Annotated in this window: 11 protein-coding genes and 1 tRNA gene; 6 read left to right on the top strand and 6 right to left on the bottom strand. The window is 67.7% G+C overall.

Features of this window, described 5'->3' with window-relative positions; genetic code table 11:
- The first annotated feature begins 206 nt into the window (after positions 1 to 206).
- Positions 207 to 1,418 carry an MFS transporter gene (locus RALTA_RS10490; protein WP_012353403.1) on the top strand — a complete coding sequence of 404 codons (1,212 nt, stop codon included), beginning with the start codon at positions 207 to 209 and terminating at the stop codon, positions 1,416 to 1,418.
- Entirely contained in the window at positions 1,418 to 1,558 is a 141-nt protein-coding gene (locus RALTA_RS30635) for a hypothetical protein (protein WP_012353404.1), read from the top strand. Before RALTA_RS10490 ends, RALTA_RS30635 begins: the two co-directional genes overlap by 1 nt.
- A 28-nt stretch (positions 1,559 to 1,586) precedes the next feature.
- Here the strand turns inward: RALTA_RS30635 and RALTA_RS10495 are convergent, their stop codons facing one another.
- A complete protein-coding gene (locus RALTA_RS10495) occupies positions 1,587 to 3,521 on the bottom strand; it encodes an ATP-binding cassette domain-containing protein (RefSeq protein ID WP_012353405.1) in 1,935 nt (644 codons plus the stop codon).
- 341 nt (positions 3,522 to 3,862) lie between these two features.
- Between RALTA_RS10495 and RALTA_RS10500 the strand changes: the two genes are divergently transcribed.
- Complete coding sequence (locus RALTA_RS10500) at positions 3,863 to 5,041, top strand: benzoate/H(+) symporter BenE family transporter (protein WP_025585270.1); 1,179 nt, start codon at positions 3,863 to 3,865, stop codon at positions 5,039 to 5,041.
- Between the two features lie 22 nt (positions 5,042 to 5,063).
- Here the strand turns inward: RALTA_RS10500 and RALTA_RS10505 are convergent, their stop codons facing one another.
- On the bottom strand, positions 5,064 to 5,582 hold the full coding sequence (locus RALTA_RS10505; protein ID WP_012353407.1) for a hypothetical protein: 519 nt from the start codon (positions 5,580 to 5,582) through the stop codon (positions 5,064 to 5,066).
- 260 nt (positions 5,583 to 5,842) lie between these two features.
- On the opposite strand from RALTA_RS10505, the gene RALTA_RS10510 reads away from it, so the two are divergent.
- On the top strand, positions 5,843 to 6,175 hold the full coding sequence (locus tag RALTA_RS10510) for a DMT family transporter (protein ID WP_012353408.1): 333 nt from the start codon (positions 5,843 to 5,845) through the stop codon (positions 6,173 to 6,175).
- Between the two features lie 68 nt (positions 6,176 to 6,243).
- Here RALTA_RS10510 and RALTA_RS10515 read toward each other — a convergent pair whose 3' ends face one another.
- From RALTA_RS10515 to RALTA_RS10530, 4 genes are all read right to left on the bottom strand, one after another.
- Positions 6,244 to 6,966, bottom strand: a complete 723-nt coding sequence (locus RALTA_RS10515) for a polysaccharide deacetylase family protein (protein WP_012353409.1) — start codon at positions 6,964 to 6,966, stop codon at positions 6,244 to 6,246.
- A gap of 30 nt (positions 6,967 to 6,996) precedes the next feature.
- Entirely contained in the window at positions 6,997 to 8,154 is a 1,158-nt protein-coding gene (locus RALTA_RS10520) for a glycosyltransferase family 4 protein (protein ID WP_041232165.1), read from the bottom strand.
- A gap of 450 nt (positions 8,155 to 8,604) precedes the next feature.
- The gene (locus tag RALTA_RS10525; protein ID WP_012353411.1) at positions 8,605 to 8,883 is read right to left on the bottom strand and encodes a DUF2188 domain-containing protein; all 279 of its coding nucleotides are present in this window, start codon (positions 8,881 to 8,883) and stop codon (positions 8,605 to 8,607) included.
- 227 nt (positions 8,884 to 9,110) lie between these two features.
- Positions 9,111 to 9,185: transfer RNA gene (locus RALTA_RS10530), tRNA-Arg, on the bottom strand.
- A gap of 318 nt (positions 9,186 to 9,503) precedes the next feature.
- Here RALTA_RS10530 and RALTA_RS10535 point away from each other — a divergent pair.
- Together RALTA_RS10535 and RALTA_RS10540 are read left to right on the top strand one after the other, a co-directional pair.
- Positions 9,504 to 9,797 (top strand): hypothetical protein, encoded by a 294-nt coding sequence (locus RALTA_RS10535; protein WP_012353412.1) that lies wholly within the window; start codon positions 9,504 to 9,506, stop codon positions 9,795 to 9,797.
- A 94-nt stretch (positions 9,798 to 9,891) separates the two neighbouring features.
- Positions 9,892 to 10,668 carry a PP2C family protein-serine/threonine phosphatase gene (locus RALTA_RS10540; RefSeq protein ID WP_012353413.1) on the top strand — a complete coding sequence of 259 codons (777 nt, stop codon included), beginning with the start codon at positions 9,892 to 9,894 and terminating at the stop codon, positions 10,666 to 10,668.
- The last annotated feature ends 5 nt before the right edge of the window (positions 10,669 to 10,673 follow it).

A 10,673-nucleotide genomic window follows, 5' to 3' on the forward strand; every position in this document is an offset into this window, starting at 1 on the left:
GGTCCGGCTTGCCGGGCCGCCGGCACTTTTTGCCGGGGCGCCGCGGCTGCGGGCGGCGCCGTACGCGTTTTCCCGAGGCAGAGTAAACTCCCCACCACCCGGCCCCGGCAAGCCTGATTGCCGTTCCGGCGCGGTAAAACAACAAGCACAGACAATCCTGTCGGCGCCGCCTCACCCGGCGCGGCCGCCGCACACCGAGCCAAGACATGCAGAACCGACAACTCTCCCTGACCACCGTGCTTGTGTGCGGTGGCCTGCTGGTCACGCTTTCGATGGGCATCCGGCACGGCTTCGGCCTGTTCAACCTGCCGATCACCCAGGCCCACGGCTGGAACCGCGAGACCTTCGCCTTTGCGCTGGCGCTGCAGAACCTGATGTGGGGCGCCAGCCAGCCCTTCGCCGGGGCGCTGGCCGACAAGTTCGGCGCGCTGCGCATCATGCTGGTGGGGGTGGCGCTGTACGTCGCCGGTCTGGTGGTGATGGCGCTGGCGACCAGCGGCACCGCCTTCGCCACCGGCGCCGGGGTGATGATCGGCATCGCCCAGTCCGGCACCACCTACAGCATCGTCTATGGCGTGATCGGCCGCGTGGCCAGTCCGGAAAAGCGGGTCTGGGCCATGGGCATCGCCGCCGCGGCGGGTTCGTTCGGCCAGTTCCTGATGATCCCGGTGGAACAGGGGCTGATCTCCGGGCTGGGCTGGCAGAACGCGCTGTACGTGATGGCGCTGATGGCCTGCGTGATGCTGCCGCTGGCGCTGACCCTGCGCGAGCCGCGCGAGGCCGCGCACAGCGGCGGCCATCACCAGACCATCGGCCAGGCCATCCACGAAGCCTTCGGCAACCGCAACTTCCAGCTGCTGACGCTGGGCTACTTCGTGTGCGGCTTCCAGGTGGTCTTTATCGGCGTGCACCTGGCGCCGTACCTGAAGGACCAGGGCCTGACCGATCCCAAGGTGGCCGTGGTGGCGCTGGCGCTGATCGGCCTGTTCAATGTCTTCGGCACCTATACCGCCGGCGCAATGGGCCAGCGCCTGCCCAAGCGCTACCTTCTCGCGGCGATCTACCTGGCGCGCTCGGTGGTGATCGCCGCCTACCTGCTACTGCCGCTGACGGTCGCCAGCACCTGGGTGTTCGCGGCAGTGATGGGTTTCCTGTGGCTGTCTACGGTGCCGCTGACCAACGGCATCATCGCGCAGGTGTTCGGGGTGAAATACCTGTCGATGCTGTCGGGCGTGGTGTTCTTCTCTCACCAGATCGGCAGTTTCCTCGGCGCGTGGCTCGGGGGCTACCTGTATGACCGCACCGGCGGCTACAACACGGTGTGGATGATCGCGATCGGGCTGGGCGTGCTGGCGGCGCTGGTCAACCTGCCGATCCGCGAGCAGGCGGTGGTGCGGGCGCAACCGGCGGCGGCGTGATGAGCACAACCCAGGCGCGCATGGCGAAGGCAGCCGGGCTGGCGATGCTGGCCGGGGTGCTGGCGCTTGGGTTCGTCGGTTACCTGCGGCCGGGGTTCATGGTCGACCTGACCAATATGGTGCTGGCGTGGTGCGGGTAAGGTCCGGCGCTTGCCGGACCTTCAGGCCTCAGGTGCCTTCGCCCTTCGACTTCGCCTCCAGCACTTCCCAGCGCTCCAGCGCTTCGAGCAGTTCCATCTCGATCTCGTCGTGCCGCGTGCCCAGCTGCGCGGCCTTGGCCGCATCGCTGACATAGAGCGAGCCGTCCGCCAGCTGCGCCGAAATCGTTTTCTGCTCGGTCTCCAGCGCAGCGATGCGCTCGGGCAGCCCATCCAGCTCCCGCTGTTCCTTGTACGACAGCTTGACCGTCCGGTTGGCCCCGCGCGCCTCGCGGGTATCCTTGCCCCGGGCCGGCTCCGCCACCTTCTGCTCCGCCGGCTTGCGCGCCGCCTGCAGCGCGGCGCTGCGTGCCGACTGCTCGACCCAGTCGGAATACCCGCCCACCGACTCGCGCCAGACCCCGTCGCCTTCGGCGGCCAGCGTCGAGGTCACCACGTTGTCGAGGAAGGCGCGGTCGTGCGACACCAGGAACACGGTGCCGCCGTAGTCCTGCAGCAGTTCCTCCAGCAGCTCCAGCGTGTCGATGTCGAGATCGTTGGTGGGCTCGTCCAGCACCAGCACATTGGCCGGGCGCGCGAACAGCCGTGCCAGCAGCAGCCGGTTGCGCTCGCCGCCCGACAGCGACTTGACCGGCGAGCGCGCGCGCTCAGGCGCGAACAGAAAGTCGCCCAGGTAGCTCATCACATGCTTGCGCTGGCCGTTGACTTCGACCCAGTCGCTGCCAGGGCTGATGGTGTCGGCCAGCGACTTCTCCAGGTCCAGCGCGGTGCGCATCTGGTCGAAATACGCCACCTGCAGGTTGCTGCCGTTGCGCACGGTGCCGCTGTCCGGCGCCAGTTCGCCCAGGATCAGCCGCAGCAGCGTGGTCTTGCCGGCGCCGTTGGGGCCGATCAGGCCGACCTTGTCGCCGCGCATGATGGTCGCGGTGAAGTCGCGCACCACCACCTTGTCGCCATATGCCTTGCTCACGTCGGTCAGTTCGGCCACGATCTTGCCGGAGCGGTCGGCCTGCGACACCTCCAGCCTGACATTGCCCTGCACCTCGCGGCGCGCGGCGCGCTCGTTGCGCATCGCCACCAGCCGCTGGATGCGCGACACGCTGCGGGTGCGGCGCGCTTCCACGCCCTTGCGGATCCACACCTCTTCCTGCGCCAGCAGCTTGTCGAACTTGGCCTGCTCGACCTGCTCGGCGGCCAGCATTTCCTCCTTGCGCGCCTGGTAGGCGGCGAAGTTGCCGGGAAAAGACACCAGCCGCCCGCGGTCCAGCTCGACGATGCGGGTGGCGACGCGATCGAGGAAGGCGCGGTCGTGGGTGATCAGCAGCACGCTGCCGCGGAACTGCAGCAGCAGGTCTTCCAGCCAGCGGATCGCTTCCACGTCGAGGTGGTTGGTGGGTTCGTCCAGCAGCAGGATGTCGGGCTCGGCCACCAGCGCCTGCGCCAGCGCCACGCGCTTCTGCAGGCCGCCGGAGAGCGCGTCGACGCGCGTGTGCGAATCCAGTCCCAGCCGGGCCAGCGTGGTTTCCACGCGGGTGCGCAGCTGCCAGGCGCCGGCGGCGTCCAGTTCGGACTGCAGCAGGTGCAGTTCGGCCAGCGCCGCTTCGTCGTCGTGGTGCTCGGCGACGCGGTCGGCGGCGGCCTCGTAGCGAACCAGCAGGTCGTGCGCGTCGCCCATGCCCTGCGACACCGCGTCGAATACGGTGATGCCGGGCGCGAACTGCGGCTCCTGCGGCACGTAGGCACTGGTCACGCCGCTCTGGCGTGCGATCAGCCCGTCATCCGGCGCAGCCAGCCCGGCCACGATCTTCAGCAGCGACGACTTGCCCGAACCGTTGCGCCCGATCAGCCCCACGCGCTCGCCAGCCTCCAGCGAAAAGTCGGTGTGATCGAGCAGGGCCACGTGCCCGAAGGCAAGCTGGGCGTCGGTAATGGAAAACAGGGCCATGGGAAGGGAGACCAGACAGCGAGGAAAGAGGGACGGGCCGGCGGCGCGGGGCCACCCGGCGGCAGCCCGCATTGTAGACGACCAGCAACGTGAGCCGGCCGGGCAAAAAAGAAGGGCCCGCGCACTGCGGGCCCAAGAGTCTCTCCTCGGTGCCCTGCTCGCAAGGCACGGAACCAGCATAACAACGGCCCACCGCCCGCTCCAGTCGGACAAGTCCGTAAGGGAAAGCCCCGTCAACGACGGTCTTCGCGCCGCGGCCTGGCCGGACCAGGCCAAATTGGTACGGCCAAGGCACTCATGCGAAGATGGCGGCCGTACCCCAAGCGCCTGCTGCCCGTCCCATGACCACCGCTTCCCTCAAATTTTCCGACCTGTCCGTGTCGGCGCTTGTCGCCGGGCTGGTCGCCACGCTGACCGGCTACACCAGTTCACTGGTGCTGATGATCCAGGCGGGGCACGCGGCCCACCTGACCGATGCGCAGATCTCGTCGTGGATCTGGGCGCTGTCGATCGGCATGGGGATCACCACCATCGGCCTGTCGCTGGCATTGCGCGTGCCCATCGTGGTGGCATGGTCCACGCCCGGCGCGGCGCTGCTGATCGCCAGCCTGCCCGGCGTGCCCTATGCCGAGGCCATCGGCGCCTTCCTGCTGGCCGCGTTGCTGATGACGGCGGCCGGCATGACCGGCTGGTTCGACAAGCTGATGCGCGCCCTGCCCGCCAGCATTGCCTCGGCGCTGCTGGCCGGGATCCTGTTCCGCATCAGCGTGGACGTGTTCGTGCAGGCGCAGCACCAGACCGTGCTGCTGCTGGCCATGTTCGCCGCCTTCCTGCTGGGGCGGCGGCTGTGGCCCGCCTATGCGGTGCCGGGCGTGCTGCTGGCCGGCGTGGTGGTGGCAGGGGTGCTCGGGCAGCTCGATTTCTCGGGCGTGCGGCTGGAACTGGCGGTGCCGGTGTGGACCACCCCGGCGTTCTCGATGCCGGCCTTCATCAGCCTGGCCATCCCCTTGTTCATCGTCGCGCTGGCGTCGCAGAACATCCCCGGGCTGGCCGTGCTGCAGGCCGATGGCTACCACGTGCCGGCCTCGCGGCTGATCACCGTCACCGGACTGGCCTCGGCCGCGCTGGCGCCGTTCGGCTCGCACGGCATCAACCTGGCCGCCATCACCGCGGCGATCTGCACCGGCCCGCAGGCCGATCCCGACCGCCATCGCCGCTATACCGCGGCGGTGGTCTGCGGCGTCGGCTACCTGGTCGCGGGCACGCTGGCCGCCAGCATCGCCGCGCTGTTCGCCGCCTTCCCGCAGGCACTGGTGGTGGGCGTGACCGCCTTCGCGCTGCTGGGCTCGATCGCCAACGGCCTGACGGTCGCCATGCAAACCCCGGCCGAGCGCGAAGCCGCCCTGCTGACCTTCATGATCACGGCCTCGGGCATGACCCTGGCCGGCATCGGCTCGGCCTTCTGGGGCGTGGTGGGCGGCATGCTGGCCTACCATGTGCTGCGGCCCCGGAGGGCCTGACCGACACGGCCGGCGCCCTCGGCTACAGCAGCAGGAAAGCCAGATCGGACAGGCCGATGTCCTCCGGCGGCACGCCCTTGCGGCGCTGGAACAGGATGTGCTGCAGCACGCGGTCGCGATCCCCGGCGAAACGCTCGGGATCCAGCCGCAGCGCCACGCGCGCGTAGTGCTCGGCCAGCAGCCGGTAGACCCGGTGCCGCACCCGCAGCATCTCGTTCCCGGCATGCAGCTGGCTCATGGCGCTGGTGTTGTCTTCTTCAAGCTGGCGCATGCTCACGACCACGCGGGCGTGCATGCCGCGGTAGCGGTCGGTCTCCGCATGAGCCTTGCGCAGTTCCTCGCGCAGCGCGCGCAGGTCCTGCATCAGCTTCAGGTTCTGCTGCACGCCGCGCTGGATGCGCGCGGCCTCCTCCAGCGCCTGGTCGGCCGCCGCGATGGTGTCCTGCCAAGGATTGCCGTCCGGCGCCATGGCCGTGTCCCCGGGCGTCGATGATGCCAAGGACGCCGGGACGGGCGCGCCGTCGATGCCAGTGTGTTGCATTACCGCTCCCCTTTACCCCATGCCCGCCGCCGGCCTCGTGAATGTGCCGGCCTGGTCAGGCAAAACTGCCGCGACTGCCTGGAATGACCGTCTTGCCGCGGGCCGGCCTGCGCCCGCCTGCTGCGGTCTTGATCGGCACATTCAATCGCGCGTTGGCGCTTCGCACAACCACCGCGAGGGAGGGACGCGGCTTTGGCGCAACATGCGCGGGACGCTAAGATGCCGGATCAGGCCCATGCCGGCCAGCCATCTGCACTGCCATGAACGGATACCTGCTTCTCGCCCTCGCCATCGTTGCCGAAGTCATCGCCACCAGCAGCCTGAAAGCCTCGCAGGGATTTACCCGGCTGCTGCCCAGCGTGCTGGTGGTCACCGGCTACGTCGCCGCTTTTTATCTGCTGATGCTGGTGATGCGCACGGTCCCGGTCGGCATCGCCTATGCGATCTGGAGCGGCGCCGGCATCGTGCTGGTCTCGCTGATCGCGGTGGTGTTGTACCGGCAGGTACCGGACCTGGCGGCGTGTGTCGGGATCGGGCTGATTATTGCCGGCGTGGCGGTGATCCAGCTGTTTTCGAAGACGAGCGCGCATTGAGACGGATACTCCGCGTAAGCGACTAACCGGATATCACTGCCGTCGCGCGCCAGACTTATTGCTTCACCTCAGGCCCGCCGCCTGTCTTCATGCCGCGTCAGGCATTTCTGCAGGAACCGCAACAGGTTCGTGCCGCAATGCACATGCACGCGCGGCAGCCCAAAAGGGTCGTCGTCGGCACGCGCCAATCCACGCTGCGTCAGCGTGGCATTGTCGTAGCCGGCCTCGCGCACCATTTCACGGTGCACCGCCTGCTGCTCGCCATAGGGATAGCAAAACGCGGTAACCGGCATCGCCACCAGGTCTTCCAATGCCGCCCTGGAGCTTTCGATCTGCCGTCGGGCCTCAGGCGCCGGCATTGCGGGCAGGTGTACATGGTCCACCGTATGGGCGCCGACTTCATTGCCAAGCCGCGCCCATTCCCGTACCTCGGCAGCATTCATCAGCGGCGCGGGCGGCACGCCATGACCGGCATCCCAGATATTGCTGCCGTCGATCTGCCCGGACACGAAGTAATTGGTGGCACTGAAGCCGAACTCCGCCAGGACTGGAAGGGCATGCCGGTGGACATTGCGGAAGCCGTCATCAAACGTAATCCCGAACACCTTGCCGGCAGCCTGGCCCCGGACATACGGCATCAACTCGCGCATCGACAGGCCGCGATAACCGAGCCGCCGCATCCAGGCAAGCTGCAGGCGAAACTGGGTGGGGCTGACAGTCAGCCCACGAAACGGCGTGCCATGCGGCGGCACGTCATCAATCTGGTGATAGGTCAGGATCGGAATCGACATGAAGTGCAAACTGCGCGCGTCGAGCGCGGGTTACCTGCCGGAAGTCTCCGCCAGCGCAGCGGGCAACGGCTTGTATGTGTCTGGCTCAAGCACCGCCTGGTAGACGGCAAGCGTGCCGCCGATGAATGCAGCCATGCCAAAACAGGCCTCGCTCTTGACCCGGGCAGCCGCACCCATCGCGACCAGCCGGTCAGGCGCTGCCAGAATCTGCGCCAGGCGTCGGCCCAGTGCACCGACGTCGGCGCAGGGCATCACCCATCCGTCCTGACCGTCGGTCACATTCTCCGGCAGGCCGCCGGCGTCCGACACCAGCACCGGCAGGCCCATTGCCATCGCCTCGCGGCAGGCAAAGGACAAGGTTTCGCTGCGCGACAGCACAAAGGCGGCATGCCCCGCCGCAAGGACAGGACGCACATCGTCCAGCAGCCCGGTGAAAAGTACTTGCTCGCTGAGCCCCAGTTCCGCGACTTTCGCGGTCATGCAGGGCAAGGGCGCTTCGCCGGCCAGCACCACTCTTACGCCACTGCGCAAGCGGCCGGGCAATTGTGCGATGGCTTCCAGCAAGTCGGTCCAGCCCTTCTCGTAACGCGTGCCCGCGCTGCTGACAAAGACCGTGCACGCGCGGTCCATGCCGAAATACCGTTCCCGCAGCGCATGGACCTCGGTCCGCGCCGGCGGCGCGAAATAAGCGGTGTCGAGGCCATGGGGCACGGTGCTCACCGGTACGCGGCGATACGTGGAGTTGCGCAGCTTGGCGGCGACGTAGTCGCTCACCGCAATCACATGGTCGGTCCCAAACTGCGCGCGCAGCCAGTTTCCGAAGCTGCGGCAGCGGTGATCGTTGTGCTTGGTGTAAACAATGCGTGGCCGGCGCAGCGCAATCATGCGCACCAGCATGACAAGCTTGTGGTCGGCTGAACCGTTGACGTGGATAACGTCGAACCGGCCAAGGCTGATCAACCGCCAGAGGATCCAGATCTCGCGCAGCCAGCCCAAGCCACGTGGCGCAAAATCCACCGGTGTCACGGCTACGCCGGCATGGCCGCTGGCAAGCCGGAACAACCGGCTGGTCTTGGGTGCCGCGATCGCCACCTGATGTGCGGGCTTGAGCCCCGTCACCAGGTTCATGACATAGGTATCGTGACCTCCACCGTTTCCGCGATGGAAGTTCGTGAACAGCACTCGCAATTTCTCCTCCACCGCCGCACTCTTTTATGGCAAGAGTTTCCTCAAATCATTACAAAGAATTACATGGCAGCCCATAGGGGTGTCCCCGCGTCAGAACGGATAACGCCGCTCCGGGGCACGAATACACGGGAAATACCCGATATCCACGAACAAGTAGACGGCCGCCATGCAGGGGGCGCCGGGCCGTCTGCCGCACATACGTAAGATTTCGTAACGTTTTGAGATCCGCTCTCGTTGACGGCCCGCTGGGTGGGCAGCTGGCTTTTCTTATCAAGCGGATGATGGATTCCGTGCCGTCACGACGCGCATGGAAACTGGTCTCGCCGTCGCATAACGGAACGATGCCAGGCCGGGAAGCGAAGGTGGTCGCGGGACGGGAACCGCCGGCCGGGCGTGGCCGACGGCAGCTACGGCTGGAAAGCCGCGATAGCTCTGATCAGATCGGACTGATTATTGCCGGCGTGGCGGTGATCCAGCTGTTTTCGAAGACGAGCGCGCATTGACCAGCATCGCGCGCTGATTCTTCCCCTGCTGGCCAAAGGAAATGCGCCGGCCGATACGGCCGTCGCGCGTGTGGACGATCAGGTCGACCCGCTCCTGCTCCGCCTTGGCCGTGCCGGCCGCAATGGCCGCTTCGCGGCTGGGGAAGAACAGACGGCCCTCGCCGCCGCACGCGCGTTCCACCACCCACTGAAGTCCCTCGATCCGCAAAACGTGAACGTCCGACATGGCTGCTCCAAAGCTGACGGGAGTGAGTATCTGTAGACGGCAACGCCGCCGGTATCGGATTTTGTCCGACAAGGCGACACTTGACGGGACCGGGCATGGCTGCGGCTTCGATCGTCGGCCGCTACGGCGCCAAAGGCTGGAGGCGGCGCACGATGGGTTGCGCTGCATGCTTGGAACTGGAATGGCGGGGAAAGCCGGTGCAGTTGGCGAGCACTGCCAAGGCACGGTGGTCCCGCCGACAGGAATCGAACCTGTATCTAGCGCTTAGGAGGCGCTCGTTCTATCCATTGAACTACGGCGAGGGACAGGACTGCCAGGACGGGAAGCCGCGGGCGCGGTGATCCTGGAGACGGGCCGGAGTATATCAAAATCCGCACGCCTGGGGCCCGGCGCGCCCGCGGTGGTGGGTGCCGGCCGACACTGGCATGCCAGGGTGTCGGCAGGCTGCCAACGGGGCGGCGCTCGCGGCGGGTGGCGCCTGGTTCTCGCACTGCCCCGCAAGCCGCGGCACGCCTGGGGCTGCGGCCGGTGCCGGTCCGGTTTGCCGCGGTGGCACACGGCTTGCTCAAAGGTCGGTACCGCCCCGGCGCAAAACGCCGCCTTCCACCGGAGACCGCATCATGGCCAACCTTTCGATCCGTGACCTTGCCCGCTGCAGTGACCTCGCTCCCGCCGCCATGGCGCGCGTGCGCGGCGCGGGTGGGCAGTGGGTGTTCGGCTGGATCCGCCCGTTCGTGCCGTCGTCGCCGGCGCCGCTCGGCACGGTGATCAACTTTTACGAGATCAACTACAGCTTCTATGCTGATCAGATAAACAACCAGTTCCAGAACATCGATATCCGCAACAACGCCCCCAATGCCAACATCAATGTCCGGGGCGACCAGGCGGCCAGGAACGACGGCCGGCTGGTCTGATCCGGCGCGGCCGGGCCCTGGTGCGCCCTTGGCAATGCCGCGGGCGCACCCCGTGCGCTGGCGCGGAACGGGCGGATGCGGAGCGGAGACGAGATTGGGTTTCGACTCGCATTTCCGGTGGACATCGGCGGCGTGCACGGACGTCGGGCGCGTGCGCGAGCGCAACGAGGACGCGTGCCTGGACCTGCCCGGACAGGAATTGTGGGCCGTCGCCGACGGCATGGGCGGCCATGCCGTGGGGGATTTCGCCAGCCAGGCGGTGGTGCGGGCGCTGGCGGCGCTGCCGCCGCAAGCGCGGCTGGAGGACCGGATCGACGCCACGCGCGCGGCCTTGCAAGGCGTTAACCTGGCGCTGGTCGACGAAGCCGCGCGCCTGGGCGTGCGCTGCATCGGCAGCACGGTGGTGGTGCTGCTTGCGGGCGACAGCCGCTGTGCCTGCCTGTGGGCCGGGGACAGCCGCCTCTACCGGCTGCGCGGCGGCCAGCTGGCGCGACTCACGCGCGATCACAACCAGGTCGAGCGCCTGCTCGCGCGCGGCCTGATCACGCCGGAGCAGGCGCGCCACCATCCCGCGCAGAACACCATCACGCGCGCGGTCGGCGCGGCCCCGACGCTGGCGCCGGAGCAGCTGCTGACCGACGTGGCCGACGGCGACATCTACCTGTTGTGCAGCGACGGCCTGAGCAACGAAGTCAGCGATGACGAGATCGCCGCGGTGCTGGCGCAGCAGGACGTGGCGCAGGCCGCGCAGACCCTGGTGCAGCGGGCGCTCGCCGCGGGCGGGCGCGACAACATCTCGGTGGTGGTACTGCGCGCGGCCGATCCTTGCGGATCGGACCGGACCCTGGTCAATCCCGAGCTCGACGCCTGAGGCCT

The sequence above is a fragment of the Cupriavidus taiwanensis LMG 19424 genome (assembly GCF_000069785.1).
GTDB classification, from domain to species: domain Bacteria; phylum Pseudomonadota; class Gammaproteobacteria; order Burkholderiales; family Burkholderiaceae; genus Cupriavidus; species Cupriavidus taiwanensis.

Coding starts and splice junctions, on each gene's coding strand:
- RALTA_RS10535 (WP_012353412.1), top strand. CDS start 9,504: ATGGCCAACCTTTCGATCCGTGACCTTGCCCGCTGCAGTGACCTCGCT.
- RALTA_RS10505 (WP_012353407.1), bottom strand. CDS start 5,582: ATGCAACACACTGGCATCGACGGCGCGCCCGTCCCGGCGTCCTTGGCA.
- RALTA_RS10515 (WP_012353409.1), bottom strand. CDS start 6,966: ATGTCGATTCCGATCCTGACCTATCACCAGATTGATGACGTGCCGCCG.
- RALTA_RS10525 (WP_012353411.1), bottom strand. CDS start 8,883: ATGTCGGACGTTCACGTTTTGCGGATCGAGGGACTTCAGTGGGTGGTG.
- RALTA_RS10510 (WP_012353408.1), top strand. CDS start 5,843: ATGAACGGATACCTGCTTCTCGCCCTCGCCATCGTTGCCGAAGTCATC.
- RALTA_RS30635 (WP_012353404.1), top strand. CDS start 1,418: ATGAGCACAACCCAGGCGCGCATGGCGAAGGCAGCCGGGCTGGCGATG.
- RALTA_RS10490 (WP_012353403.1), top strand. CDS start 207: ATGCAGAACCGACAACTCTCCCTGACCACCGTGCTTGTGTGCGGTGGC.
- RALTA_RS10500 (WP_025585270.1), top strand. CDS start 3,863: ATGACCACCGCTTCCCTCAAATTTTCCGACCTGTCCGTGTCGGCGCTT.
- RALTA_RS10495 (WP_012353405.1), bottom strand. CDS start 3,521: ATGGCCCTGTTTTCCATTACCGACGCCCAGCTTGCCTTCGGGCACGTG.